The sequence below is a fragment of the Hyphomonas sp. ske169 genome (assembly GCF_056850855.1).
In genome coordinates this window covers 3,307,896-3,333,732 of sequence record NZ_CP096146.1, presented here as the reverse complement: position 1 = coordinate 3,333,732, position 25,837 = coordinate 3,307,896, and the positions used below count along the sequence as shown (strand labels likewise).

At 56.6% G+C, this 25,837-nt stretch carries 24 protein-coding genes; 9 read left to right on the top strand and 15 right to left on the bottom strand.

Features of this window, described 5'->3' with window-relative positions; translation table 11 throughout:
* Positions 1–6: 6 nt before the first annotated feature.
* From MY069_RS16275 to tpiA, 10 genes are all read right to left on the bottom strand, one after another.
* Entirely contained in the window at positions 7–1,341 is a 1,335-nt protein-coding gene (locus tag MY069_RS16275) for a pyruvate dehydrogenase complex dihydrolipoamide acetyltransferase (protein ID WP_482794842.1), read from the bottom strand.
* A gap of 2 nt (positions 1,342–1,343) precedes the next feature.
* Entirely contained in the window at positions 1,344–2,726 is a 1,383-nt protein-coding gene (locus MY069_RS16270; RefSeq protein WP_482794841.1) for a pyruvate dehydrogenase complex E1 component subunit beta, read from the bottom strand.
* Positions 2,727–2,728: 2 nt separating this feature from the next.
* Positions 2,729–3,739 carry a pyruvate dehydrogenase (acetyl-transferring) E1 component subunit alpha gene (gene pdhA / locus MY069_RS16265; RefSeq protein WP_482794840.1) on the bottom strand — a complete coding sequence of 337 codons (1,011 nt, stop codon included), beginning with the start codon at positions 3,737–3,739 and terminating at the stop codon, positions 2,729–2,731.
* A 66-nt stretch (positions 3,740–3,805) separates the two neighbouring features.
* Positions 3,806–4,114 carry an FtsB family cell division protein gene (locus tag MY069_RS16260; RefSeq protein ID WP_482794839.1) on the bottom strand — a complete coding sequence of 103 codons (309 nt, stop codon included), beginning with the start codon at positions 4,112–4,114 and terminating at the stop codon, positions 3,806–3,808.
* Between the two features lie 83 nt (positions 4,115–4,197).
* A complete protein-coding gene (eno, locus tag MY069_RS16255; protein ID WP_482794838.1) occupies positions 4,198–5,472 on the bottom strand; it encodes a phosphopyruvate hydratase in 1,275 nt (424 codons plus the stop codon).
* 152 nt (positions 5,473–5,624) lie between these two features.
* Entirely contained in the window at positions 5,625–5,807 is a 183-nt protein-coding gene (rpmF, locus tag MY069_RS16250; RefSeq protein WP_482794837.1) for a 50S ribosomal protein L32, read from the bottom strand.
* A 100-nt stretch (positions 5,808–5,907) separates the two neighbouring features.
* Positions 5,908–6,996 (bottom strand): phosphatidylinositol-specific phospholipase C1-like protein, encoded by a 1,089-nt coding sequence (locus MY069_RS16245; protein WP_482794836.1) that lies wholly within the window; start codon positions 6,994–6,996, stop codon positions 5,908–5,910.
* A gap of 63 nt (positions 6,997–7,059) precedes the next feature.
* Positions 7,060–8,694 (bottom strand): CTP synthase, encoded by a 1,635-nt coding sequence (locus MY069_RS16240; protein WP_482794835.1) that lies wholly within the window; start codon positions 8,692–8,694, stop codon positions 7,060–7,062.
* Positions 8,695–8,756: 62 nt separating this feature from the next.
* On the bottom strand, positions 8,757–9,215 hold the full coding sequence (secG, locus tag MY069_RS16235; protein WP_482794834.1) for a preprotein translocase subunit SecG: 459 nt from the start codon (positions 9,213–9,215) through the stop codon (positions 8,757–8,759).
* An 84-nt stretch (positions 9,216–9,299) separates the two neighbouring features.
* Complete coding sequence (gene tpiA, locus MY069_RS16230; RefSeq protein WP_482796724.1) at positions 9,300–10,055, bottom strand: triose-phosphate isomerase; 756 nt, start codon at positions 10,053–10,055, stop codon at positions 9,300–9,302.
* A 79-nt stretch (positions 10,056–10,134) separates the two neighbouring features.
* Here tpiA and MY069_RS16225 point away from each other — a divergent pair, with 79 nt between their 5' ends.
* From MY069_RS16225 to lexA, 7 genes are read left to right on the top strand one after another with little or no spacing between them, the layout of a single operon-like run.
* Positions 10,135–12,033, top strand: coding sequence for a peptidylprolyl isomerase (locus MY069_RS16225; RefSeq protein WP_482794833.1), 1,899 nt, complete (start codon positions 10,135–10,137; stop codon positions 12,031–12,033).
* Positions 12,030–13,463: an anthranilate synthase component I gene (trpE, locus tag MY069_RS16220; RefSeq protein ID WP_482794832.1), complete on the top strand. Its 1,434-nt coding sequence runs from the start codon at positions 12,030–12,032 to the stop codon at positions 13,461–13,463. Before MY069_RS16225 ends, trpE begins: the two co-directional genes overlap by 4 nt.
* Positions 13,460–14,041: an anthranilate synthase component II gene (locus MY069_RS16215; RefSeq protein WP_482794831.1), complete on the top strand. Its 582-nt coding sequence runs from the start codon at positions 13,460–13,462 to the stop codon at positions 14,039–14,041. The genes trpE and MY069_RS16215 overlap by 4 nt, the downstream gene beginning before the upstream one ends.
* Positions 14,042–14,073: 32 nt before the next feature.
* Positions 14,074–15,102: an anthranilate phosphoribosyltransferase gene (gene trpD / locus MY069_RS16210; protein ID WP_482794830.1), complete on the top strand. Its 1,029-nt coding sequence runs from the start codon at positions 14,074–14,076 to the stop codon at positions 15,100–15,102.
* Between the two features lie 2 nt (positions 15,103–15,104).
* Positions 15,105–15,899 carry an indole-3-glycerol phosphate synthase TrpC gene (gene trpC, locus MY069_RS16205; protein WP_482794829.1) on the top strand — a complete coding sequence of 265 codons (795 nt, stop codon included), beginning with the start codon at positions 15,105–15,107 and terminating at the stop codon, positions 15,897–15,899.
* On the top strand, positions 15,875–16,426 hold the full coding sequence (locus tag MY069_RS16200) for a GNAT family N-acetyltransferase (protein WP_482794828.1): 552 nt from the start codon (positions 15,875–15,877) through the stop codon (positions 16,424–16,426). Before trpC ends, MY069_RS16200 begins: the two co-directional genes overlap by 25 nt.
* Before the next feature lie 38 nt (positions 16,427–16,464).
* Entirely contained in the window at positions 16,465–17,142 is a 678-nt protein-coding gene (gene lexA, locus MY069_RS16195) for a transcriptional repressor LexA (RefSeq protein WP_482794827.1), read from the top strand.
* 3 nt (positions 17,143–17,145) lie between these two features.
* Here the strand turns inward: lexA and MY069_RS16190 are convergent, their stop codons facing one another.
* Positions 17,146–19,146 (bottom strand): ComEC/Rec2 family competence protein, encoded by a 2,001-nt coding sequence (locus tag MY069_RS16190; protein WP_482794826.1) that lies wholly within the window; start codon positions 19,144–19,146, stop codon positions 17,146–17,148.
* A gap of 91 nt (positions 19,147–19,237) precedes the next feature.
* Here MY069_RS16190 and gltX point away from each other — a divergent pair, with 91 nt between their 5' ends.
* Both gltX and MY069_RS16180 read left to right on the top strand, forming a co-directional pair.
* A complete protein-coding gene (gene gltX / locus MY069_RS16185; RefSeq protein ID WP_482794825.1) occupies positions 19,238–20,698 on the top strand; it encodes a glutamate--tRNA ligase in 1,461 nt (486 codons plus the stop codon).
* A gap of 36 nt (positions 20,699–20,734) precedes the next feature.
* Positions 20,735–22,036 carry a citrate synthase gene (locus MY069_RS16180; protein ID WP_482794824.1) on the top strand — a complete coding sequence of 434 codons (1,302 nt, stop codon included), beginning with the start codon at positions 20,735–20,737 and terminating at the stop codon, positions 22,034–22,036.
* Here the strand turns inward: MY069_RS16180 and MY069_RS16175 are convergent.
* Genes MY069_RS16175 through lpxD form a run of 4 tightly spaced genes read right to left on the bottom strand, consistent with a single transcriptional unit; the run spans position 22,023 to position 25,824 of the window.
* Entirely contained in the window at positions 22,023–23,183 is a 1,161-nt protein-coding gene (locus tag MY069_RS16175; RefSeq protein ID WP_482794823.1) for a lipid-A-disaccharide synthase, read from the bottom strand. The two genes, MY069_RS16180 and MY069_RS16175, sit on opposite strands and share 14 nt — an antisense overlap.
* The gene (locus MY069_RS16170) at positions 23,183–24,022 is read right to left on the bottom strand and encodes an LpxI family protein (protein ID WP_482794822.1); all 840 of its coding nucleotides are present in this window, start codon (positions 24,020–24,022) and stop codon (positions 23,183–23,185) included. Before MY069_RS16170 ends, MY069_RS16175 begins: the two co-directional genes overlap by 1 nt.
* A gap of 9 nt (positions 24,023–24,031) precedes the next feature.
* Entirely contained in the window at positions 24,032–24,823 is a 792-nt protein-coding gene (gene lpxA / locus MY069_RS16165; protein ID WP_482794821.1) for an acyl-ACP--UDP-N-acetylglucosamine O-acyltransferase, read from the bottom strand.
* Positions 24,820–25,824, bottom strand: a complete 1,005-nt coding sequence (gene lpxD, locus MY069_RS16160) for a UDP-3-O-(3-hydroxymyristoyl)glucosamine N-acyltransferase (protein ID WP_482794820.1) — start codon at positions 25,822–25,824, stop codon at positions 24,820–24,822. The genes lpxA and lpxD overlap by 4 nt, the downstream gene beginning before the upstream one ends.
* Positions 25,825–25,837: the final 13 nt, after the last annotated feature.

The window sequence follows — 25,837 nt, the reverse complement described above, 5'->3', positions numbered from 1 at the left end:
CTTCTCTTAGAGCAACATGCTCTCTGGAGTTTCTACATATTGCTTGAAGGCTTGCAGCCAGCGCGCACCTTCAGCGCCGCCAATGACACGGTGGTCACAAGTCAGCGTCACACCCATCATCGTTGCGACAGTGAGCTCACCATTCGCGCCAACAACAGGTTGTTTCTGCCCCGCCCCAACGGACATGATCATGCCTTCTGGTGGATTGATGATCGAAGCGAACGATTTGATGCCAAACATGCCAAGGTTCGAGATAGAGAAAGTCCCGCCCATATATTCTTGCGGCTTCAATTTGCGCTCGCGGGCGCGCGTCGCCAGGTCTTTCATCTCTGCAGAGATTTCGGCGAGGCCCTTTTTCTCTGCGTCGCGGATCACCGGCGTGATCAAACCACCATCAATGGCAACAGCGACAGAAATATGTGCGCCGTGATGATAGGCAATACCATTATCGCTATAGCTGGCATTACAGTCTGGTTCCGCCATCAGCGCCATGGCTGAGGCTTTGATCAGCATGTCATTGACTGAGACTTTGACGCCCTCAGGCGCGGCCTCATTGATGCCTTTGCGGGCGGCCAGCAATTTGTCCAACGCGATATCGACATTGAGCGGGAAGTGCGGGACCTGCATGAAGCTTTGCGTCAAGCGACGCGCCACGGTTTTCCGCATACCGTCGAGTGGTTCGAGGCGATAGCTATCTGGCGCGTAGACGCGGTCGTCCAGGATTTGCGGCAAGATCAAGCCGTCAGGAGAGGCTACTGCGCCGCTGCTCGCTGGCGCAGAGGCCGCGCCCGGCTGCGCATTCTCAACATCCTTCTTGACGATGCGCCCATGCGGTCCAGAGCCCTTGCCTTTTAAGGCGGCCAGGTCGACACCTTTCAGCGCCGCAACGCGCCGGGCGAGTGGACTGGCTTTAATGCGATCATCTCCGGCGCCGAGTGATGGCATTTGCACGGGCGTCGACGCGACTTGCTTCGGTGCGTTCTCAGCGCCGTTGTCCTGACGCATGTCAGGACCTCCTGCCTCGGTTGCCGGTTTAGAAGCTTCGTTGGACGAGGCTCCGGCATCCGCCGGAGCAGCGGAGACGGAGCTTGCGTCTTCCCCCTCTTCGGCCAGCACAGCGATAATCGCGTTCACTTTGACGCCTTCCGTGCCTTCATCGACTAGGATTTGCGCCACGGTGCCTTCATCGACCGCTTCGACCTCCATGGTCGCTTTGTCGGTTTCAATTTCAGCAATCACATCGCCAGCTTCAACTTTGTCGCCAGCTTTAACATTCCATTTCGCGAGTGTGCCCTCTTCCATAGTCGGGCTCAGCGCAGGCATCGTGATGTTGATGGACATGGTTACATCCCCTCACAAACAGCTTGTGCCGCGGCGACGATGTCAGCCGCATCTGGCAAACTCATCGCTTCCAAATTACCAGCATAGGGCAACGGCACATCTTTTTGGGTTACACGCATCGGTGGCGCGTCGAGATAGTCGAAGGCTAGCTCTGTGACGCCAGCTGCAATCTCGCCGCCAACGCCCATATGTTTCCAGCCTTCTTCGGCGGTGACCAGGCGATTGGTCTTTTTCACGCTTTCAACAATCGTATCGATGTCCAGCGGACGGATCGAGCGAAGGTCGATCACTTCAGCGGAAATGCCTTGCTCGGCGAGCCTATCGGCGGCTTCCATGGCAAACCCGGTACAGCGCGAATAGCCGACCAGGGTGACATCGGTGCCTTCGCGAATGACCGCCGCTTTGCCGATGGGTAGCGTGTAGTCTTCTAAATCGGGCACATCGAATTCGAGGCCATAGAGCAATTCGTGTTCGAGGAAGACGACGGGGTTTGGATCGCGGATCGCTGACTTAAGCAGCGCTTTCGCAGAGCCCGCATCCCAGGGCGCGACGACTTTCAGGCCAGGCACATGGCCATACCAAGCCGCATAGTCTTGAGAGTGCTGCGCGCCAACACGAGAAGCCGCCGCGTTCGGGCCGCGGAACACGATCGGACAGCCCATCTGACCACCAGACATGTAAAGCGTTTTCGCCGCCGAGTTGATGATATGGTCAATCGCCTGCATGGCGAAATTGAAGGTCATGAATTCGACAATCGGGCGCAAACCACCAAATGCGGCGCCGACACCAAGTCCGGCAAATCCGTGCTCGGTGATCGGTGTGTCGACCACGCGGCGATCGCCGAACTCTTGGAGCAATTCGCGGGTCACTTTGTAAGCGCCTTGATATTCCGCAACTTCTTCACCCATGACGAAGACGGTCTCGTCCCGGCGCATTTCCTCGGCCATCGCATCGCGCAGGGCGTCGCGCAGAACGGTCTTGGTGTAAGTGGTGCCTTCTGGAACATCTGGATTGACCAGGACTTCAGCCATTGGCGCGTCAGAAGCGGCTTGCGCTTCGAGAACTTCAGGCTCTGCAACCGGCGTCACTTTCGCCACGTCTTCTTCGGTAGACGCTGAGGCGGAGACGCTGCCAGCATCTTCCCCATCTTCAGAAAGCACAGCGATGACCGCGTTCACTTTCACACCTTCAGTCCCCTCAGGGATCAGGATTTTGGCGAGCGTGCCTTCATCGACCGCTTCGACTTCCATTGTCGCTTTATCGGTTTCGATTTCAGCGATCACGTCACCAGCTTCGACTTTATCGCCTTCGCCCTTGAGCCATTTGGCGAGCGTGCCTTCTTCCATGGTCGGCGACAGGGCGGGCATCAGAATATCTACAGCCATATCTACGCCTCCACCGGTAGAAGCACATCGGTCCAAAGCTCAGACGGATCTGGCTCCGGGCTTTCAATCGAGAAGTCAGCCGCATCTTTGACGATGGCGCGGATCTCTTTGTCGATCGCTTTGAGATCATCTTCTGTCGCAATGCCTTGCTCGATGATCTGCCCTTTCAGGCCGTCAATCGGGTCATTGTGACTTCGGATATCATCCACCTCTTCTCGCTTCCGATATTTCGCCGGGTCCGACATGGAGTGACCGCGATAGCGATAGGTCTTCATTTCGAGGATGTATGGGCCTTTGCCAGAACGCGCGTATTTCACCGCCTTCTCACCAGCTTTCTTGACCGCATAGACATCCATGCCGTCAACTTCCTCGCCTTCAATCTCGAACGAGATTCCGCGCTTGAAGAGCTCTGTTTCTGAAGCATGTCGCTCAACGCTGGTGCCCATCGCGTACATATTGTTCTCAATCACATAGACGACCGGCAAGTCCCACAGCGAGGCCATGTTGAAGGCCTCATAGACTTGCCCCTGATTGGCGGCACCATCGCCGAAATAAGCGAGGCTGACATTGTCTTTGCCGAGATACTTGTTTGAAAATGCCAGCCCGGTCCCGAGCGGCACTTGCGCGCCAACAATGCCGTGTCCGCCAAAGAAGTTCTTCTCGCGGCTAAACATATGCATCGAGCCGCCCTTGCCGCGCGAATAACCGCCTTCGCGTCCAGTGAGCTCCGCCATCACACCGCGCGGATCCATGTCGCAAGCGAGCATATGGCCATGATCACGATACCCGGTGATCACTTGATCGCCTTCTTTCAGGCACGCCTGCATTCCGGTAACGACCGCTTCTTGACCGATATAGAGGTGACAAAAGCCAGCAATCTTGCCCATGCCATAGAGTTGGCCAGCGCGCTCTTCAAAGCGCCGGATCAGCAGCATGTCCTTATAGAACTTGAGCGCCTCATCCTTTTTGAGTTTGGGCGAGCTTCGTCGCTTGGGGGTCGCAGCTTTGGCCATAGTGGCTCCCTCGGTGTGATATTTTCGCGCTAACTACACAGATGCATGACGCAAGGTCGAGTCGCATCAGTTATGCATTTCCGCATGCTTTACCGCGCGGTCAACTAACACAAGTTCACCTGGGTACACAAAGCCGAGATCACGGCGTGCGAGGTACTCGACCAAGTCCGGGTCAATCTGGCCTGGCGTGAGGCGAGCTATGTCTTTTTGCAGCGCAGCATTTCCGGCTTCGAGCGCGGCCAGCACCTGCTTTTTCTCGGCCAGTTCGGTTTGCTTATCTGTCCATTGCCCAAGCCCCTGCTCACCCGCAAAAGCGTGATAAGCAAAATAGGCAACCGTGAGAGACATGGCGCTCGCAGCCCATTTTGAGGTCATGAGTGAGTGATCCTTCTACCGTGAGAAAGATCACTGATTGTGGTTAAAGCCTTCTTAAGACTCCGCCAGAGCGCGGTGATTCTCTAAGCGTTGATCAAAGCCGATCCAGCGTAAAGCGCCGTGGCGCCAAGCTCTTCTTCGATCCGGATCAATTGGTTATACTTCGCCAACCGATCAGAGCGCGCGAGCGAGCCTGTTTTGATTTGTCCGCAATTCACCGCGACCGCGAGATCCGCAATGGTTGCGTCTTCAGTTTCGCCAGAGCGGTGCGACATCACAGATGTATAGGCATGGCGATGCGCCAGCTCCACCGCGTCCAGTGTTTCAGACAGCGTACCGATTTGATTGACCTTGACGAGAATTGAGTTCGCCGCGCCGCGCTGCAGCCCCATGGCGAGGCGTTCAGGATTGGTCACAAACAGGTCATCACCGACAAGCTGGCAGCGATCGCCAACCATCTCTGTCAGAATGCCCCAGCCATCCCAGTCATCCTCGGCCATGCCATCTTCAATCGACAGGATTGGATAGGCATCAACCAGGTCTGAGAGGTATTTCGCCATGCCCTCGCCATCGAGAGACTTGCCCTCACCGGCCAGAACATATTTGCCGTCTTTGTAAAACTCGGTCGACGCTGCATCGAGTGCCAGCGCGACGTCTTCACCCGGCTGATAACCCGCCGCTTCTATCGACTTCATGATGAAATCGAGAGCATCCGTGGTGGATGACAGGTTCGGCGCGAAGCCGCCTTCATCGCCAACGCCGGTATTATGGCCAGCATCGCTGAGCGTCTTTTTCAATGTGTGGAAGATTTCAGAGCCGATCCGAACGCCGTCGGCGATGCTTTCTGCATTTACCGGCATAATCATAAATTCTTGAATATCGATTGGATTGTCCGCGTGCTCACCACCATTGATGATGTTCATCATTGGGGTTGGCAGGACGCGCGCATTGGTGCCCCCGATATAGCGATAGAGCGGCAAGCTACAGCTTTCAGCCGCCGCTTTTGCAACCGCCATAGAAACTCCGAGAATAGCGTTTGCGCCGAGGCGCTTCTTATTCTCAGTCCCGTCCAGCTCCATCATCAAGCCATCGATGAGGCGCTGCTCAGTGGCATCCATACCAGTGAGCTCGTTTGCAATCTCGCCATTTACCGAGTCGACGGCATTCATCACGCCTTTGCCTTTATAGGCTTCGCCGCCATCACGAAGCTCGTGCGCTTCATGGACGCCGGTAGATGCGCCTGACGGCACTGCGGCGCGACCAAAAGAGCCATCTTCTAAAGTCACATCAACTTCAACGGTTGGGTTACCGCGGCTATCGATGATTTGGCGGGCGTGAATGTCGACGATTTCGCTCATAGCGGGTCCCTTTTCGGTGCAAGTCACTCAGTTGCGCGAGGCTCTAGTGTGCTATGCGACAAAGCGCAAGGGCGGGCCCGATTGTCAGCCATGCGCAAAAGAAAACCCCCGCTTTTCAGCGAGGGTTCTTCAAAACCAATCAACCAGCAGATTTAGTCTTCTGTCGGCTCAAGAATTTGGCGGCCGCGATACATACCGGTTTTTAGGTCGATATGGTGTGGGCGGCGAAGTTCACCAGAATCCTGGTCTTCAATGAATGTATTGCCTTTAAGGCGGTCATGCGAACGGCGCATACCGCGGCGAGATTTAGTAATCTTACTCTTAGGGACAGCCATCTGCGTGCTCCAAAACGGGTTCTGAGGAGAAGCCTCGGGAAAATCAAACCGCGCGTATACAGCCAAGACTGAAGCGCGACAAGAGGGAAGTTGCTGTGACCTACTGAATAGCGCAGGTCCGAACTGGGTTGCTACGCTCTACCATATCGCCGGGTAGTTTCGCAACATAACCGCTCCACTCGCTCCTAGCCTGATAATAGTCCGTCGAAATATACTGAGCACCGCTTTCCAGAGCCGCTTCTAACCGAGAATAATCCCCTGCTCGGGCTTCTTTCGTATCCGCATCAGCACGGGTGCGTACGAGGAACCCTTCAGTGACGCGTCTGCGGATAAGGTCGCCCTGTTCTTTCGGGTTGTTCAGCGTGAAATAGGCTGCATCTGGTGCCTCGGCACTTGGCGAGTTGATAAACATTGCGTGGCCATCCAGTGAGGCCTCGCCCCGGCGGTACACGTCCACCACAGCTGGCGATTCGTCTAAGGCAAACAAAACTTTGCCGCGCGCGGCCTCCAAATCTGGCCAACCATTAGTCACGACCGCTTCGCGCAATGTCGCTGCATCGCCGCGAACTTGATCGGGCGTGATCATTTGGTTTGTATCGAATATGGTTCGGATCTCTGCATCCAGCGCGTCAAAGGCAGCGCCATCAAACGGCAATGGATCGACGGAACCAGGAAGCTGAATCGGAGCCTGCTTTGCGTTCACCAGAATCAAAATTGGCGCGTGGTCTGGATGGGCTGCGGACCAATCGCGGATGTCGACCAGACACTTTATGAGATGATTACAAGACGACCGCGCATCTACATCTTGGACATGTAGGACTTTAAAACCAGGCGCATACATATCGGTGGCGTCGAAAGAAAGGCCGCTCAGCTTGGGCGCCAACGGGTCCGCGTAGCGCCCGCCTTCGGGATCGTAAAAGACATCGAGCTCAAGTTGGCGCATCCCGCGGTCGAGTTGCTCCGGTATTGGGAGATGCCAATAATCCAATGCCGCAGCCTGTTGAGGCGCTTGCAACTGGATGAGGGCCAGCTCAGCCGGCGGGATGGCGAGCTTATAGGAATTGTGAGACCCAATGGTTTGCAGATCATTCATTTGTGGGATGCACGGCCCCGCCGCGTTTGAAGTCGCGCAGGCGCCGGCGCTGATGACCAGACCTAGCGCTCCTAACCGAAACAATTGACGTCGCATGGCAAGCGCTCCTTCTTCTCCTCTCATCAACCTTAACGATGAGGAAGAGACGAGGACAAGCGTTTAAACCAAACGGCTTTGGGTTACGGCCGCGCCAATAAAGCTCGCAAACAGAGGATGCGGCTCCATCGGGCGAGATTTCAGCTCGGGATGGTACTGAACCGCGATGAACCAAGGATGGTTTTCCAGCTCAATAATCTCGGGCAACACGCCATCTGGGGACATCCCGGAAAAGACAACGCCATGCTTTTCAAGTTCGCTGACATAGGCGTTGTTCACTTCATATCGGTGACGGTGACGCTCCGAGATTTCCAGTGTTCCGTAGATTTCAGCGACGCGTGAGCCTTCTTTGAGCCGCGCCGGATAGGCCCCGAGCCGCATCGTGCCGCCCATATCCGTATTCTCGTCGCGTGTGACCAACTCGTTGCCTTTGGTCCATTCCGACATCAGGCCGACAATTGGTTGTTCTGTTGGCCCGAACTCCGTGGTTGAGGCTTGGTCAATGCCCGCCAGGTTTCGCGCAGCCTCGACGACGGAAAGCTGCATGCCATAGCAAATCCCGAAACATGGCACTTCGCGTTCGCGCGCAAACCGGGCCGCCCGCATTTTGCCGCGCGCCCCGCGTTCACCAAAGCCGCCCGGCAAAATGATCCCATGCACGCCTTCGAGAATATCAATCGGCGCGGTTTCGTCGTCGAATTCTTCGCTGTTGATCAGCTTAATCTCGACACCAACATTGTTTGAGAGGCCGCCATGCTGAAGCGCTTCCATCACGGATTTATACGCATCCGGCACATCGGTGTATTTGCCGACCAGCCCAATACAAACATTGCCGTCAGGATTGTGAACGGTCTGAGCGATCCCGTCCCAACGGGTTAAATCTGGGGTTGGCGCGTCAGCGATGCGGAAATGCTGCAGCACTTCTTCATCCAGACCTTCCTCATGATACGCCGCTGGCACATCATATATATGCCCAACGTCGCGCGCTTCGATGACGCTACTCGGGCGCACATTACAGAAGCTCGCAATCTTCGCCTTCTCATTTTCCGGGATCGGGCGATCACAGCGGCAGAGCAGGATTTGCGGCTGAATGCCGATTGAGCGCAGCTCTTTGACAGAGTGCTGGGTCGGTTTGGTCTTCATCTCGCCAGCCGCCGGGATGTAGGGCAACAGGGTCAGGTGGATGAAGCAGGCACGCTCGGGCCCAAGCTCTTGGCCGAGCTGGCGGATCGCTTCGAAGAAAGGCAGACCCTCAATGTCGCCAACCGTACCGCCAATCTCGCAGAGGACGAAATCGACCCCCTCGCCAGCATCAGACAGGACGAAGTCTTTGATCTCATTGGTGACATGCGGGATGACTTGAATGGTCGCCCCGAGATAATCGCCGCGGCGCTCTTTCTCGATAATGGTCGAATAGATGCGGCCCGTGGTGATATTGTCTGACTGGCGCGCCGAAACGCCGGTAAAGCGCTCATAATGGCCGAGATCGAGATCGGTCTCTGCGCCGTCATCAGTCACGAAGACCTCGCCATGCTGGCGCGGGCTCATCGTTCCAGGATCGACATTGAGATAAGGGTCGAGCTTACGCAAGCGGACCTTATAGCCGCGAGCTTGCAACAATGCCCCAAGTGCTGCGGAAGCGATTCCTTTGCCTAAAGAAGACACCACGCCGCCAGTAATGAAAATATAGCGAGTCATGGGAATGCAGATTGCCTGATTCGCGACCCACCCCGATAGGGGTCAGTCATGATTTATGTGATTTATTGCGGGTCTGCCTCGGAGGCGATCGGATCGTCCTCTTCCGGCGCTGGCGTATCCAAAGGCGATGTCTCACTTGGCGAGATCGCGAGCGGGTCGTTCAAAAGATCTTCGTCACTGTTCAGAATGTCATCCAAACCATCAAGGCCCAACTCGTCCGAACCATCGGTCGTCGGCAGATTGCCCTCAAGCTCGCGCTGAACGTCCGTGCGTCCATCTGCGTTTTCGTGGGTCGCAATCGTGGTTAGCGTCAAACTGGAGATAAAAAAGATCGCGCCAAAGATAATTGTTGTGCGCACCAAAGCTCCGGTAACGCCCGTTCCCGACATCAGACCGCCGCCTGCGCCGCCACCGCCACCACCACCGATGCCGAGCGCGCCGCCTTCAGAGCGCTGCATCAGCACAACGATCACCAAAACGATGGAGACAAGAATGTGTGCAACAAGAATTACATTGGTCATGTCAGGTTCCTGAATCTCAAGCCGCGGGGCTTACGCTTTTATGCGCGCTCCGCCAACCCCTCTCGGTCAGTCCAATCACGGCAACTAGGCCACAGCTGCGGCATAGATGGCCATCAAATCCTCGGCCTTCAAGCTTGCGCCGCCAATCAAGCCGCCATTCACGTTTTCAATCGCAAGAATTTCCGCCGCATTCGCAGGTTTCATGGAGCCGCCATAGAGAATGCGAAGGCTTGCACCACGTTCCTGGTAAAGCTCGACCAACAACTCACGGATGGTCAGATGCACTTCAGCAATCTCTTCAGGACTAGGCACAAGACCGGTTCCGATCGCCCAGAGCGGCTCATACGCCACCACCAAGGAATCATTCGACCCGAGCGTTGGTAGGGACTTTCTCAAGATCCGGACGACTGTATCTTTAGTTTCGCCGCGCTGTTTCTGCGCGTAACTCTCGCCAACGCAGACGATTGGCGTGATCCCAGCGCGAAGACAGGCATGGGCTTGCTCTTGGACATAGGCGCTACGTTCGCCGTGCTCGGACCGGCGCTCAGAATGCCCAACGATCACATAGGACGCGCCAGCATCTTTGAGTTGCTCTGCTGAAAGATCTCCCGTGAACGCGCCAAACGCCTCGGGATGACAGCTCTGCGCGCCGACCGCCAACCGATCGCCCGCGCGGTCTTTCATCGGAACGACCAGTGTTGCGGGCGGGCAAATCAGGCAATCCGCCTCATCCGAATAGGCCTGTAGGCCTGTGACAATTTTTTCGACTTCCGAAAGCGAAGATTTCAGGCCATTCATTTTCCAATTGCCTGCGATCAGTGTGCGTACCATACCAGTCACCATCTTGAACAAGTTTGTGCGCTCGCCTAGCAAGCTGTGCTGAAACAAACAAGCGATCCCGAAGGGAAAGGTCTGACTCATGTTGACCCCGTTGCGTAATATGCTCCGCTCGCCAGCCGCTGGCGGTATTTTTGTTCTCGTGATTATCGCGATGGCAGCGTGGGGCGTGACAGACATATTTGCAGGCGGAAGCGGCAATAATCTGATCAGCGCGGGTGATCGCACAATTAGCGACCGCAAGCTTGATACGACGCTTGAGCGTGTCTTGCGTAGTCAAACCGATGAACGCGGTCGAGCACTGACCAAAGAAGAGGCAATGGAACGCGGCATCCTGGATCAGGTGTTTTCTGATCTATCACGCCGCACGCTGCTTACCTCTTATGCCGACGAGCAAGGAATCTCGGCGACGACAGACGCAATCGTCAATACGATTCGAACGGACCCGGTCTTCCAAGACACAACCGGCGTGTTCGACACGCTCCGTTATTCGCAATTGTTAGATGCGAACGGATTCCGCGAAGCGGACTATGAATCCAATATCGAAAACGATTTGACGATCAGCCGCTTGGAACGGGTGCCATTAGAAGGACTACGGGTCCCAAATGCGCTGGCGCGCCTGCAAGCTGCCTATTCTGGTGAACTTCGCTCCGCATCTTGGTTCGTCCTTCAACAATCTGAACTCCCAGATGTTGGCGAACCTACAGAAGAAGAGCTCCAAGAACTTTACGACAGCCGCCGCGAGCTTTTGCGCGAGCCGGAACGCCGCGGCGTGAGCCTGCTGCGTTTAAGCCCTGATGATTTCGTCGCCCAAGCCGAAGTGAGCGAAGACGATATTGTTGGCTTTTATGAAGCTTACAAAGCGGATCGCTATACCGGGCCGGATAGTCGCTCCTTCACAGAGTTTACATTTGCTGATGAAGCAACCGCGCGTGCTGCCCTCGGACGCATCGCTGGTGGCGCTGCCGCAACAGCGATCGATACGGCGCTTTCAACTGAGCTGAAGAGCGGACGCAGAGATGCGATTTCGAACGACCGGCTTGCTGATCAAGTCTTCTCGCCGGGTGCTCTGACTGGATCTATCCATGGGCCTCAGCCCGTTGGTGAGCAATTTGTCGTCATCCGTCTGGAAGATATCACACCAGGCGCAGCGACACCGCTAGAAGATGTCCGCGAGCAGATTCAAGAAGAACTCGCGCGCGAATATGCGTCAGGTCTGTTTTATGATGCTCTGCCCCAGTTTGACGATCTTCTTGGCACCGGCGCTGACTTAGAAACCATCGCGATGGGCTTAGGCGCGCCAGTCCTGTCTTTCGCGCCTGTCGACACCAATGGGATGACCAAGGATGGACGGCGCTATTTGCCGCTTGTGACCGCCCCTGGGCTTTTGCAAATGATCTACGCGCAAGCCGAAGGCCGCAACACAGAACGGTTCGGCGAAGATGAAATTACTTGGATCGCCCGCGTCGATAGTATCGTTCCGGAGCGGTTACCTGAATTTGAAGAAGTCCGCGAGACGCTGACTGAGGCCTGGCAACAGCAAAAGAGAAGCGAGCAGCTGCAGACCGTCGCTGGCGAAATCGAAAGCGCGATTGCTGACGGCTCTGCAACATTGGAAACGGAAGCTGCGAAATACAATGCGGACGTCAGCTCACTCCCCCGCCCAATTACCCGGACGAATACCGATATCCAGCTGCCGCGGCAGATTATTGACGGTGTTTTCGGCGTGAATGAAGAAGGTGAGACCTTCTCATTGCAAGCGGGTGCAAGCCAGACCTTCATTTTGCAGGTCACGCAAATCGATCGTCCAGAAAGTGAGACTTTGGACATTCTCGCCCAAGCCTCTGCGCTCGAGATTGAGAACGGCATCGCCGAAGATCTGTTCCGAGCGTACTTGATGAGCATCGCTGATGACGTTGAGCTCACCACCAATGGCAACGCGTTTGAAGCCTACAAAAGAAGCCTTGTGACACAGCAATGAGCCGCGATAAATTACTGGTCCGCAGGCGACCAGGCGACCTAGAAACGCCGGTTTCAGCCATGCTGAAGCTGGGCGCTGATACGCCAGGATCTTTTTTGTTTGAATCCATTCTCGGCGGAGAACGGCTCGGGCGTTATTCTTTTATTGGCCTCCACCCGCAACGCTGGATGCGAGTGCTCAACGGTGTCGGAGAGGCGAGTTCAACGATCGACTTCGCCGAACCGGAACAAATTGAAGGCACAGCAGTCGATGCGCTCCGCCAATTTGCCGAGTTTGGTCTCGCGGATGCTGGCGATGAGACCGACCTGCCGCCAATGGCGAGCGGCGTCTTTGGCTATATCGGATACGATTTTATCCAACATGTTGAACCGGTTGAAATCACCAAGCCGGACACGCTAAACGTCCCAGAAGCGCTGCTGATGATCCCCGGCGCGGTGCTGATTTTCGATCATCTATATCAAGAACTGATCATGGTTGGTCGCTACAAGGCGGGCGAGCAGGCAGCCGCAGAAGCCTTGCTTGACCAAGTCGAAAGCGATCTCGAGCGCTTGCCGCCATTGTCTCCCCGCGACGGCGATCAAGATCCGCTCGAGTTCACCTCGAATACGAGCCAAGATCAGTATTTCGGAATGGTCGAGACCGCGCGCGACTACATCAAAGCCGGCGACATTTTCCAAGTCGTGCCGAGCCAGCGTTTCAGCGCGAATTTCGATCGCAAATCGATCAGTTTCTATCGCGCGCTGCGGCGGCTCAATCCGTCGGCCTTCATGTTCCATATGAACCTTGGCGATGTACGCTTGGTCGGCTCTAGCCCTGAAATCTTGGTGCGGGTTCGCGATGGCCGCGTCGCGATCCGCCCGATTGCCGGCACAAGGCCACGTTCTGGCGACCCGGTCATTGATGCAGAGCGCAAGGCCGACCTGCTCGCCGACCAAAAAGAAATCGCAGAGCATTTGATGCTGCTCGATCTCGGGCGCAACGATGTGGGTCGTGTTGCCGCCTATGGCAGTGTCGAAGTCACTGAGCGTTTCATTGTCGAACGCTATAGCCACGTCATGCACATTGTCTCGCATGTCGAAGGCGATCTTCGCGAAGGTCTAACGGCTGTTGATGCCTTACTCGCTGGACTCCCCGCCGGAACCGTCTCAGGCGCTCCGAAGATCCGCGCCATGCAGATTATAGACGAGCTTGAGCAAAACGCGCGCGGTATCTATGGCGGCGCGATTGGCTATTTCGGTTGGAATGGCGACCTCGACACGTGTATCGCGCTGCGGACGGCTGTCCTGAAAGATGGCCAATTGCACATTCAAGCTGGCGGCGGGGTCGTGCTCGACTCCAATCCGCAATACGAGTTTGATGAAACCGTCCACAAAGCCAATGCGCTCAAGAAAGCTGCTGCCTTGTCGGCCAGATACGAGTTCGACCAATGAGCAAAGATAAACGTATCCTCGTCGTCGATAATTATGACAGCTTCACGTGGAACCTGGTCCATTATCTCGAAGAAATCGGGGCAACGACGCAGGTCGTCCGCAATGATGAGATCAGTGTCGCTGAAGCGCTCGCGCTCAAGCCAGATGGCATCGTGCTTTCACCTGGCCCCTGCACGCCGAATGAAGCCGGAATTTGCGTCGAATTGGTCAAATCCGCGCCAGAAGACTTGCCGATCCTCGGCGTCTGCTTAGGACATCAGAGCATTGGCGCGGCTGAAGGTAGCGACATCGTCACGGCGCAGGAAATTCGGCACGGGAAAATCAATCAGATCCGACACGAAGGCGGCCCGCTTTTTGAAGGCCTGCCAGAGACCTATAACGTCGTGCGCTATCACTCGCTCGCCATCCAACCCGACCAGCTTCCAGATACGCTAATTGCTGATGCGTTCACCGAGGACGGCGAGATCATGGCTGTCCGGCACAAGGCGCGCCCTGTCTTTGGCGTTCAGTTTCACCCCGAAAGCATATTAACCGAGCACGGCCACGCACTGCTTAAAAACTTCCTCAAGACCGTCTAGGCTTTCGCCACCGCAAGCTAGAAAGAGACAACATGGCTTCTCTATCTTCGATCCTAAAACTGCTCGCCAATGGGCAAACGCTGTCCTCAGAAGAATTGGAATCGGCCTTCTCTTCGATCCTAACCGGCGACATCCCGCCTGAACAAATTGGCGCCTTTCTGATGGGGCTTGCCGTGCGCGGTGAGACCGGTGCAGAGCTTTTGGCAGGCGCAAAGACCTTGCGCGCAAATGCGCGAGCGATCGCGCTTGAGGGCCCGATGCTCGACACGTGCGGAACCGGCGGCCTTGGCTGGACGAGCCTCAACACTTCGACCGCGAGCGCGATTGTAATCGCAGCGGCGGGCGGCAAAGTCGCCAAGCATGGCAACCGCTCCGTTCCGCCTAAGACCGGCAGCGCAGACGTGCTCGAAGCCTTAGGCGTCGAGCTCGACTTGACCGAAGACCGCTTCCGCGACTGCATCGACAGTGCCGGTGTCGGCTTCTTGTTCGCCCGCAGCCATCACAGCGCCATGCGCCATGTCGCGCCGGTTCGCGCCAGTCTCGGCATTCGGACAATTTTCAATCTTCTTGGTCCACTTTCAAACCCCGCATCGGCCACCCACCAAGTTCTGGGGGTCAATCAAGCGCGCTGGTTGCGGCCGATGGCAGAGGCGCTGCGGGACCTCGGCGTAACCCGCGCCTGGGTCGTGCACGGGACAGACATTGATGACACCGTGATTGATGAGCTCTCAATCGCTGGCGAAACCCAAATCATCGAGGTCAAAGATGGCGCTCTGACCGAGCTAACCGTTGTTCCAGAGGATGCGGGCCTCAATCGCAATCGCCTCAGCGCATTGCAAGGTGGCACGCCGGATGAAAACGCGGCCGCGATTACCGAACTATTGGATGGGCGGCCCGGCCCGTTCCGAGATGCCGTATTGCTGAACGCCGCGGCTGGACTGTTCGTGCTTGGACAAGCGACCGATTTACGCGACGGGGCTGAGAAAGCGGCGGCAGCGATTGATACAGGCCTTGCCGCCGAAACGCTGACGCGCCTGGTCGCGGCCTCTAAGGGACAATAGGGATGAGCACTGCTCTCGATCGAATTGTTGCCTATAAGGCCGATGAAGTGGCCGCGATTAAACGCGAGCGCTCTGAGCAAGACTTTCTACGCGACGCAAGATCTCAATCTGAGCCGCGAGGGTTCGCCGCACGCCTGTCCCACATCGCCGACCAGGGCGACAATGCGCTGATCTGCGAAATGAAGCGTAAAAGCCCCAGCGCGGGTGAGATTTTACCGGGCGCCGACCCGCGCGACATTGCAGCTCAATATGAGCGTGGCGGCGCGGCGTGTCTTTCCGTGCTCACTGATGGCCCTAGCTTTGGCGGAAGTCTGGAAGATTTTGTCGCCATTCGAAACGCTGTCTCGCTGCCCATGCTGCGCAAGGATTTCATGGTCGACACAATCCAAGTCGCAGAAGCGCGTGCGCATGGCGCAGACGCCGTTTTGGTCATTCTTTCCTGCACCGAGGATGCCCTCGCCAAAGACCTGGTCGATGCCGCGCTCGCTTTGGGCATGGACGCTCTCATTGAGACTCATGACGCTAGCGAAATTGAACGTGCGCTTGCACTGCCATCGGCCTTGATCGGGATCAATAATCGCGACTTAAAGATCATGAAAACCGATCTCGCGACTAGCGAGAAACTTTCCCACCTCATCCCTGAGGACGCGGAATTTGTTTCGGAAAGTGGGATTAGTGAGGTCGGCGACATCACGCGGCTCCGCAAAACCGGCGCACGCCGGTTCCTGATCGGCGAAAGTCTGATGAAACGAGACGATCGCGGAGCCCATGTTTGGGCTTTACGCTCCGCGCGATGAGCTTTCAGAAACGCAAGTTTACGAAGAATGATATTGCGCCACTTTTTGAGTGGTTCCAGTCCGAGCGAGACGTCTTGCAATGGGCCGGCGCGGCGCTGTCTTGGCCGCTGCAGCGCCGAGAATTTATTGACCTGATCAAGCTCCATCGCGGCCACACCCCTGCCCGCGAAGTCTGGGCCGTCACGCTCGATGGCGAAATGGCCGCCCACTTTCAGATCTCTTACAATCGGCGCCTCAACACAGCAGGCCTTGGTCGAATCGCGATGGCGCCGGAATTGCGCGGCATGTCTTTAGCCACAGATCTGATGGACTTGATTTTGGACCAGGCCTTTTCGAGCGCCTGGGTGCATCGCGTCGATCTCTTGGTCTATGCCCACAATCAAGCTGCCATCCGCACTTATGAACGGGCGGGCTTCATCTCCGAAGGGACGCGCCGGGAGACCACCCCAATCGGGAACGAGATCTGGGACACGCATATGATGAGTCTCCTGAGACGCGAATTTGACAAAAGAACAGAACGAGAATAAACAGAACGAGAACAGATTCGTTATTCCGGAGAAATTTCGTGCTCACAACCAAGCAAAAAGAGCTTCTTCTTTTCATTCATGAGCGGATTAAGGCCGACGGTGTTTCGCCTTCCTTCGACGAAATGAAAGAAGCGCTCAATCTCGCCTCGAAATCCGGTATTCACCGTCTCATCGTCGCGCTCGAAGAACGCGGCTTTATCCGGCGCCTGGCCAATCGGGCCCGCGCGCTGGAAGTGCTCAAAATGCCAGACTCGGCGACCCCAGCCGCCCCGCCACGTGGACGTCAGACCTTCCGCCCCAGCGTGGTTGGATCGCAAGCGCCGCAAATGGGCCAGAACACAATTCCTGTCCTCGGCCGCATCGCAGCGGGTGTTCCGATCACAGCCATTCAGAATGAAGTGGACCGGGTCACCCCGCCCGAAGAATATGCCGATAGCGACGCCCATTACGCGCTCGAAGTCAAAGGCGACTCGATGATCGATGCTGGCATCCTCGACGGCGACATCGTCATCCTAAAGCGCACGGAAAGCGCCAATTCCGGCGACATTGTTGTCGCGCTGATCGATGATGAGGAAGCAACTTTGAAACGCCTCCGTAAAAAAGGCGACTCAGTTGCGCTGGAAGCGGCTAATCCGGCTTATGAAACCCGGATTTTTGGCCCTGACCGCGTCCAAGTCCAAGGTCGCCTCGTCGCGCTTATTCGCCGATACGAATAAGCCTCACGGCTTTTCGCTTTCACCGCAAATCCGCCAAGCCCGGCTCCCGCAGTCGGGCTTTCGCTGTTTTTCAAACCGCCCGCCATGTCGAACAAGGGTAATCCCATTCTCGCGTTCAATATCTGGCCATTTGATTGTCACGGACGCGTCATTCGCTGAGATGGGTCTCATTTCAATAACGTCTGAAGGCGTTCGCAACCGAATGTTGTAGCCCGCAAACGCAATCTCGCACTTAGGAGCCTCCTCGCAGTCGCGGTCGACCACTAGATCAGAGAACCGCAAAGGCCCTAGGCCCTGACCATCGCGCCAGGCGATCCGCTCGATCTGCCCGCTCGCATGCTCCAGAAAAACATCTCCAGACGGCGCAAAGTGGATTTTATCGATGCCGGCCTGGCTCCAAACCCCGAGGGCGATAATGCCGCTCAAGATGGCTGCGAACCATGCAGTTCTGGCGGAGGATGTGAGGCAAAACGCCAATACCCCGCCGGCAAGCGCCGCGAAACTAAGTGGCGGCAAACGCGGTACGGAATAGATCGCCTCCAAATCCCAAGCGGAAAAGAAATGCGCAATCTCTAAGACCAGGCTCAGAGAAATCCCGAACAGGCCCAGCGCGATATGATCCAATCCGAATGGCGTTAGCAGAAGCGCGGCGGCTGCCATGGGCGCAGCGATCAAGGTGACAATCGGCATCGCAAATAGGTTGGCGAGCAAGCCGAGCGGTGCGGCGCGTTCAAAATGATAAAGGGCAAAAGGCAAAGTTGCGAAGCTTGAGACCGTCGAGGTCACGACCAAGGATTTGATCCAAAACATGATCCGCCCAGACCGGGCTCCTAGTGCCGCCTTCCTGCGCTTATTCCAGCGCTCATAGGTCGCCACCAGCGCGCCCGTTGCCGCAAAAGACATTTGAAAACCGGGGGTTAAAGCGCTCCATGGCGCAACAGAGAGAATAATCACCATGGCAATCGCCAACGATCGCAAACTCAACGCGCTTCGATCAATCAGCACCGCCCCGAACAAGATCGCAGCCATGACAAATGCCCGCTGCGTGGACACACTCGCGCCTGATAAGACCAGATAAGTCGCACATGCCAAGAGCGCGGCAATCGCGCCAATTTTTTTGACATTCAGGCGCAACGCGACCGGCTCGACCAACGCCAGACCGCGCCAGGCGAGCAAAAATACAAGCCCACCAACAATCCCCATGTGAAGCCCAGAGATGGCCAGCAAATGCGCCAATCCGGCGCCGCGCAATGCCTCTTGATCCGCTTGGGACATGAAGCTTCGATCGCCAGAGGTCAGCGCCGCCGCGAAGCCGCCTGATCGCGCCCCCGCCGCTTCAGAGACATGTTGCGCCAATTGGCGGCGCGCTTTCGAAATCTCGAGCATGACCGCTCTCGCCGCATTCTTCGGACCGCCGACTGCTCCGCCGCGACACCGGCCTTGGACATATCCCACGGCGCCCAGCCCGCTATACCAGGCCTGACGATCGAAGGCATAATCGCCTCGAATGATCGGGGCCGGGGGCGGACGCAGCACCACCCAGCAGCGCACGAACCGCCCCGGCTCGGTCTCAAGCCGTGTGATATGGGTGACGCGAACCACGGGCGGTGTTTGATCCTCTTCAACCCCATCAATCGCATGGACCCGTATTCGCAGCCGGGTCCCGCGGGCTGCGGGCAATGCCGCCTGCACCCACCCTTCCAGCAATACCGGCCCGATTTCCGTCGGCACCGCGACATGCTGCGAGCGGTGCGTCGCCAAACTGCCAGACAGGGCTCCGCATGCGCCGCCCACGAGCGCCCACAGCAGGTACACAGTCCAAGACGGCGCAGAACGCCTGATTGCGACAATAATCGCCACAACCGATGCGCTCGCGAGACAAAACAGCCCCCAAAATGAAGGCTCAAATTCGACCAAAAAGTAGAATATGGCCCCGAACATCATTCCGATCGCGAAGACAATGGGCGCCTGAATCTGGACGGTGGTCAGCGGAAATCGCTGCATCTTTCCTCCCCGCCCCTTGCGAAACTCTAGCAGAGCGTGTTGAAGCGGGGAAGATTGTCCCAAAAGCCTGATTTAACGTCCGAATTCTTCCATGACTGTAGTCACTCGTTTTGCTCCCTCGCCCACAGGCATGCTGCATATTGGCGGCGCGCGCACGGCTCTGTTCAACTATTTGCTGGCCAAACGTCATGGCGGCAAATTTCTGCTGCGGATTGAAGACACCGATAAGAAACGCTCCACTGAGGAAGCCACGCAAGCCATTCTAGACGGCATGGATTGGCTCGGCCTCACCCCGGACGATGCACCCGTCTATCAAAGCCAAAATGCGGAACGCCACGTTGCCTGCGCAATTGAGATGGTCGCCTCAGGCAAAGCCTTCCGCTGCTATGCGACGCCAGAAGAACTGCAAGCCCGGCGCGACGAGGGCGAACAGAAACGGGCCGCGGCAAAGGCCGAAGGGCTTTCTGACGAGGAACGCGCCGCGTTGCGCGCCGACGCCGATGCGCTTTTGGCGCCCTACCGGTCCCCTTGGCGTGATGGCGGCGATCCGCCCTCGGCGGACGCGCCTCATACGATCCGGCTGCGCGCGCCCGATGATGAAGAGATAACCGTCAGCGATCACGTACAGGGCAATGTCACCCTAAAAACGCGTGAAATCGACGATCTCATTTTGCTACGCGCGGACGGTACGCCGACTTATATGCTCGCTGTCGTGGTTGATGATCATGATATGGGCGTCACGCATGTTGTTCGTGGCGACGACCATTTCCGCAACACGTTTCGCCAATTGCCGATCTATTGGGCGATGGGATGGGACGTTCCCGAATTTGCCCATGTCCCCATGATTCATGGCTCAGACGGTGCAAAACTCTCGAAACGTCATGGCGCGCTGTCGACTCTTGCTTATCGCGATATGGGATATCTGCCGGAAGCGATGAATTCCTATTTGGTCCGCCTGGGCTGGAGCCATGGCGATCAAGAAATCTTCACCCTTGACGACGCGAGCAGCGTCTTTGACCTCAGCGACATCAACAGAGCGCCTGGCCGCCTGGACCTAGAAAAGCTCGGGGACGTCAATGCTCACTTTATTCGCACGGTCGATCAGACCCGCCTTTTGGCGCTTCTCACACCTGAAATTGAGCAGCTCACAGAGCTGACGCCAATTTTAACTGAGCGTCTGCAGCAAGCCCTCGCAACCCTGAAAGAACGGGGGCAAACGCTCCCTCAATTGGCCGAATCTTGCCGGTTTTTGTGGGATAGCAATGCGGACAATCTCAACAAGAAAGCACGGAAAGCGCTACGTGAGGACGGCCTCAAACATCTGTCAGATCTCCGTGAAGCACTAGACCAATCTGATTCTTGGACTATTGAAGCATTACAGCAAGTTCTAGACTCGTTTTGTGCACTGCACACACTATCTATGGGACAGGTTGGGCCGCCCCTCCGGGCAGCACTAACCGGAGGGCTGCCAGCGCCAGACCTCGCGCCAGTCATGCATTGGCTCGGCCGTGACGAGGTCTTGGCGAGAATTGGGAAACATTTGCCTGCTTAAACGCGGGTGTACAGACAGGATTGCAAGAGGGCTAAGATGATCAACAAGACCAAACAGACAGGTACAGCTACCCTTAACGTCAAGGGAAAGACCGTTGAGCTACCGATTATGGGCGGCACCCACGGACCCGATGTCGTAGATGTAAAACGCCTGTACGCCGAAGCAGGCGTTTTTACGTTGGACCCGGGATTTACCTCAACCGGATCTTGCGAAAGCCAAATCACCTTTATTGACGGCGAGCAAGGCATTCTCTTGCACCGAGGCTACCCAATTGATCAACTGGCTGAGCAATCTGGCTTCCTAGAAGTTGCTTACCTGCTGCTGAACGGTGAGTTGCCGACGCAAAACGAATTCCGCGAGTTTGCTGGCCTTGTGACCCAGCACACGCTGCTCCACACGCAAATGGATCGCTTCTTTGATGGCTTCCGCCGTGACAGCCACCCAATGGCGATGCTGACCGGCACCGTCGGGGCGATGTCAGCCTTCTATCCTGGCGCGATGGACAGCTCCGATCCTGAAGAGCGCAACCTCGCTTATATCCGCCTGATCGCGAAAATGCCGACGCTTGCGGCACGCATTTACAAATACACCCAAGGCCAAAAGTTCGTAGACCCAATTAATGAGCTCTCCTATGGCGAGAACTTCCTGCGCATGTGTTTCTCAGTGCCAGCCGAGAAGTACAAAACAAGCGCTACGCTCGCTCGGGCGATGGATAAGATCTTCATCCTCCACGCAGATCACGAACAGAATGCATCGACCTCAACCGTTCGCCTCGCTGGATCGTCTGGCGCGCACCCATATGCGGCGATTGCGGCGGGTGTTGCTTCGCTTTGGGGACCGAGCCATGGCGGCGCCAATGAAGCCTGCTTGAATATGCTCCGGGAAATCGGCACGGTCGACCGCATTCCAGAATTCATCGAGAAGTCGAAAGACAAGTCTGACAGCTTCCGCCTGATGGGCTTTGGCCACCGGGTCTACAAAAACTACGATCCGCGCGCGACGGTGATGCAGAAAACTGCGCATGACGTGCTCGACGAGCTTGGCATCGACACACCGATCCTGCGCGTTGCGAAAGAACTTGAGCGTTTGGCCCTAGAAGACGACTATTTCCGCGAGAAAAAGCTCTATCCAAACGTCGATTTCTATTCGGGCGTTATTCTCGACGCGATGGGCTTCCCAACAGAGATGTTCACCGTCCTCTTCGCCCTGGCCCGGACGGTTGGCTGGGTATCACAGCTCAACGAGTTCATCGAAGATCCAAGCCAGCGCATTGGTCGCCCGCGTCAGATCTATACCGGCGCCGCCAAACGCGACTTTGTTCCGATCAGCGATCGCTAATCACTTCCAAAATGGCATTTGCGGCAATCTCTGACGCCGCTTCATCGCGCTCTCCCATTCGGGAGAGCGCTTTGTTTTGCGCGCCTATTTGCTTTTGCAGAGCGTCTGAATCTGCGAGCAGTGACAAAGCTGTCTCCGCCAAGCGATCTGGCTTGAACGCGGTTTGAACGAATTCGGGTGCGACTTCTGTATCGTCGGCCGCGATGTTTAGCAGCGTGATATGATCAGGCTTGTACAAGAGATATCGCGCCAGCGCCCAGGTGATCCAACCGGTTTTGTAGCCGACCAGAAAGGGCGTACCTTGTACGGCAAGTTCTGAGGTCACCGTACCGGAACACGCGAGCGCAAAATCAGCGGCGGCCATCATGTCGGCAGGAGAGGTGGTGTCGTTTGCGATGACAGACCATTTTTGAAGGCCCGGAAACGCGTCTAAGAATTGCTGCTCAACCGATGGCGCGGGCGCAAAGACGATTTTGAGGTCGGGGTTTTGCGACTTCATCAGCCATGCCGCTTCAACCAGGACCGGGGCAACGCGTTTGATCTCGCTGGGCCGGCTGCCTGGTAAAACCAAGACAATTTGATCCCCGTCTGACGCGCCGATCGATACCCGGAATCGAGTGCCATCGCCGCGTTCGGTGCGGCTGAGCGCCGGGTTCCCCATAACCGTCACCGACAGGCCATGCGGTTCATAATAAGGCGCTTCCATATGGTGGATACAGATCAGGTGATCGACCGTTTTGGCGAGCGTCTTAGCTCGTCCGGCGCGGGTCGCCCAGACCTGTGGGCCGACAAGCTTGATTAGCTTGATCTTTGGATCACGGGCCCGAACGCGTTGCGCGACCCGAAGCATAAATCCCCATGAATCAACAAGAACGACCACATCTGGCGCCGCCTCGATAATCGCATCCGCGGCGGCATCGGCGAGTTTGACGACCGTGCCATAGGCTTTGAGCCCTTCAAATAGGCCAAGGATCGAGAGCGGGGCGATATCAATCGCAGAGTCGAGGCCGATCTTGGCAAGCTCGCGCCCGCCAATCCCAAACAATTTAATCTGTGGATCCCGCCTTTTTAGCGCTTCAGCCGTTTCGCGGGCCAATAAGTCGCCAGACGGCTCTGCCGCAACGAGGAAGACGCGCGGCGCAGTCATCAGGGCCAATCCTTTGGAAAGCCGTACAAGAATAGGCCTAAGGCTTCGGCGCGTGCCTTCACCTGATCAGAGTTGATGATCAAAGCGCCCCCGGCCTCAAACCCGATCCCAGCCAATCCGGCCTCGGCGGCGAGCTCGACGGTCATCATACCGATGGTTGGCAAATCAATCCGGCGTTCTTGTTGAGGCTTGGGTCGCTTGACCAGAACGCCTTTTCTTGAAGCCGCTGAGCCTCGGATTTGGGTTGGCAGTTCTGCGCACCGGCGAAGCATTTCGTCTGTGCCTTCTTGCGCCTCAACGCAAAGCACCAAGCCGCCCGCAACGATGGCGCCTTGTCCAATGTCGAGCTGTCCCATTGTGCCCGCGACTTTCGCGGCTTTCTTTAAATCCGCTAGCTCTTCTTCATCGGGAGTTGCCCCAGCGAGCAATCCTGCCTCCGCGGTCAGTGAGCCCGCAGCTTCATCTGCACCAATGACCTCAAAGCCTTCACTTTCGAAGGTCTTGATCAAGAAGCTGAGCAGCGCATCGTCGCCCTCTCGGGCCGCTGAAATGGCCTTTGGAAGCAGAGAAATCCCTTTTAAATCGGGTTTTAGCGCTTGAAAGTCCGGGCGTTTGACAATCCCGGCAAAACACACTTGCTGACAGCCAGCTTGCTTTAGCGATTTAACCGTTTTGCCAATCTCTGCCACGCCGGTGACGATACCCGGATAAGTCGCGAGGGCCGGTTCTTCAAACCCCTTCATACGGATCACATATACGCCCTGCCCGCGTTCTGTGGCCGCTTTCGCAACTTGAACCGGCAAGTCTCCGAGGCCCGCAATGATTCCGAGTGGCGCCAATCTGGCCTCCTATCGCGGCAGGCAGAGCGCGCGATTCTTGCTGTTGCGTATGAAGTTTACAATTTGCATTACTTCGTCGGTCTCGGCGAACGTAGCAGATGTATCCTCTAACCGTTCAGAGAAAGTCCCCTCTTTCGCGTAAAGCATCCGATACGCGGATCGCAGGCTACGGATTGTCTCCCGCGAAAAACCGCGCCGCTTCAAGCCGACCACATTCAAACCTGCGAGATGGGCATGGTTTCCGACCACAGATCCAAAGGGGATGACATCAGCGACGAGAATCGAGCCGCCGCCAACAAAGGCATGATCGCCAATCCGGCACCATTGGTGCACCGCAACGGCGCCGCCAAACCAGACTTGCTCGCCTATGGTGACATGCCCGCCAATATGGGTGTTGTTCGCGATGACGCATTTATCACCCAAGACACAATCATGCGCGGCATGCGTATGGGCCATGAACAGGCAATCTGATCCGACTTTGGTCAGACCGCCATGCTCGGGAGACCCCGTGTGCAGCGTTGTGTGTTCGCGCAGCACAGTTCGGTCGCCGACTTCCAACCGCGATTCATTGCTTTCTTTATAGCCCAGCACTTGCGGCGGGCCGCCAATCACGGCGCCTGGGTAAATCTCAACATCAGCCCCAAGCGTCGAATGCCCGAACACCATCGCCTTGGGGTGCAAAGCCGCATTGTCGCCGAGCTTCACATTCGGCCCGACATAAGCCAGAGCGCCAATCGAAACATTTGTGCCGAGCTCGGCCCCCGGCTCAACAATCGCTGTTGGATGAATGCTGACCGTCATTTCGGTTTCTTTTTCGGCGCGATTTGCTTCTGGATCCAAGCGATTTCGCGCAAATACTGCTTCAACGGTTTGGCAGGCACGCCGCCCCAGGTTTCGCCTGCTGGAATGTCTCGAAAAATTCCAGCCGAGGCTGCCAGTCTTGCCCCTGCGCCAATATGAACGTGATCCGCGATGCCCACGCGTCCTCCCATCACCACGCCATCATCAACACGTGTTGTTCCAGAAATCCCCGTAAAGCTCGCCATCGCAACGTTACGGCCGACAATCACATTGTGGGCAATCTGAACCAGATTGTCGATCTTGGTGCGTTCGCCAATTATCGTGTCTGACAAAGCCCCGCGATCGATACAGGTATTTGCGCCGACTGTGACATGATCTTGGATGATGACCCGGCCCCATTGCGGGACATCTTCAGCGCCGTTTGGACCAGCGGTGACACCGAACCCCGCTTCCCCCACTGACACACCCGAATACAATCGAACATGATTGCCAATGAGCGCGCACCGCACACAGACATTAGCACCGATCACAGAATGTTCGCCAATTTGTACACCTGGCCCGATCGCAGCTCCCGGACCGATCGCGGTGCCAGCGCCAATCGCGGCTCCCGCACCGATGAAAGCGGTTGGCGCTATTTGTGCGGTTTCATGGATCGCTGGGGCTTTGCCCGCTGCTTGCCAGTCTTTGATTTTGTAGAGCGCCTCGCCGGCCAGTTTATGACTGAACCGGGGGGCGTTTGTGATCACGGGCACAACGCTTGCCGGCAAACCAGACGCTGCGTCTTTTTTAACGAAACAGGCGGCGGCGCGGGCGCTCACATTCGCGGCTTGTTTGGCGTCGCCTTCGAAGAAGCAGAGATCGCCTTCAACAGCGCTATCTGATGCCGCAATCCCAGTGATTTGCGGGTCGCGATCATCATCAAACTCGAGCTCTAGAATGCCCAAAAGGGCCCGCAGCGACTGCGGACCCTGATAGTCAAAAAATCGCTGATCTATAGGCATCAGCTCCTCGACG

What these genes read in the sequence shown, in the direction of transcription:
- rpmF (WP_482794837.1), bottom strand. Translation starts at nt 5,807, where the DNA reads ATGGCTGTCCCTAAGAGTAAGATTACTAAATCTCGCCGCGGTATGCGC.
- MY069_RS16260 (WP_482794839.1), bottom strand. Translation starts at nt 4,114, where the DNA reads ATGACCTCAAAATGGGCTGCGAGCGCCATGTCTCTCACGGTTGCCTAT.
- MY069_RS16240 (WP_482794835.1), bottom strand. Translation starts at nt 8,694, where the DNA reads ATGACTCGCTATATTTTCATTACTGGCGGCGTGGTGTCTTCTTTAGGC.
- MY069_RS16275 (WP_482794842.1), bottom strand. Translation starts at nt 1,341, where the DNA reads ATGTCCATCAACATCACGATGCCTGCGCTGAGCCCGACTATGGAAGAG.
- trpE (WP_482794832.1), top strand. Translation starts at nt 12,030, where the DNA reads ATGAGCCGCGATAAATTACTGGTCCGCAGGCGACCAGGCGACCTAGAA.
- MY069_RS16190 (WP_482794826.1), bottom strand. Translation starts at nt 19,146, where the DNA reads ATGCAGCGATTTCCGCTGACCACCGTCCAGATTCAGGCGCCCATTGTC.
- trpD (WP_482794830.1), top strand. Translation starts at nt 14,074, where the DNA reads ATGGCTTCTCTATCTTCGATCCTAAAACTGCTCGCCAATGGGCAAACG.
- lpxA (WP_482794821.1), bottom strand. Translation starts at nt 24,823, where the DNA reads ATGACGGTCAGCATTCATCCAACAGCGATTGTTGAGCCGGGGGCCGAG.
- MY069_RS16225 (WP_482794833.1), top strand. Translation starts at nt 10,135, where the DNA reads ATGTTGACCCCGTTGCGTAATATGCTCCGCTCGCCAGCCGCTGGCGGT.
- pdhA (WP_482794840.1), bottom strand. Translation starts at nt 3,739, where the DNA reads ATGGCCAAAGCTGCGACCCCCAAGCGACGAAGCTCGCCCAAACTCAAA.
- MY069_RS16270 (WP_482794841.1), bottom strand. Translation starts at nt 2,726, where the DNA reads ATGGCTGTAGATATTCTGATGCCCGCCCTGTCGCCGACCATGGAAGAA.
- trpC (WP_482794829.1), top strand. Translation starts at nt 15,105, where the DNA reads ATGAGCACTGCTCTCGATCGAATTGTTGCCTATAAGGCCGATGAAGTG.
- MY069_RS16245 (WP_482794836.1), bottom strand. Translation starts at nt 6,996, where the DNA reads ATGCGACGTCAATTGTTTCGGTTAGGAGCGCTAGGTCTGGTCATCAGC.
- MY069_RS16175 (WP_482794823.1), bottom strand. Translation starts at nt 23,183, where the DNA reads ATGACTGCGCCGCGCGTCTTCCTCGTTGCGGCAGAGCCGTCTGGCGAC.
- MY069_RS16215 (WP_482794831.1), top strand. Translation starts at nt 13,460, where the DNA reads ATGAGCAAAGATAAACGTATCCTCGTCGTCGATAATTATGACAGCTTC.
- lpxD (WP_482794820.1), bottom strand. Translation starts at nt 25,824, where the DNA reads ATGCCTATAGATCAGCGATTTTTTGACTATCAGGGTCCGCAGTCGCTG.
- gltX (WP_482794825.1), top strand. Translation starts at nt 19,238, where the DNA reads ATGACTGTAGTCACTCGTTTTGCTCCCTCGCCCACAGGCATGCTGCAT.
- secG (WP_482794834.1), bottom strand. Translation starts at nt 9,215, where the DNA reads ATGACCAATGTAATTCTTGTTGCACACATTCTTGTCTCCATCGTTTTG.
- MY069_RS16180 (WP_482794824.1), top strand. Translation starts at nt 20,735, where the DNA reads ATGATCAACAAGACCAAACAGACAGGTACAGCTACCCTTAACGTCAAG.
- eno (WP_482794838.1), bottom strand. Translation starts at nt 5,472, where the DNA reads ATGAGCGAAATCGTCGACATTCACGCCCGCCAAATCATCGATAGCCGC.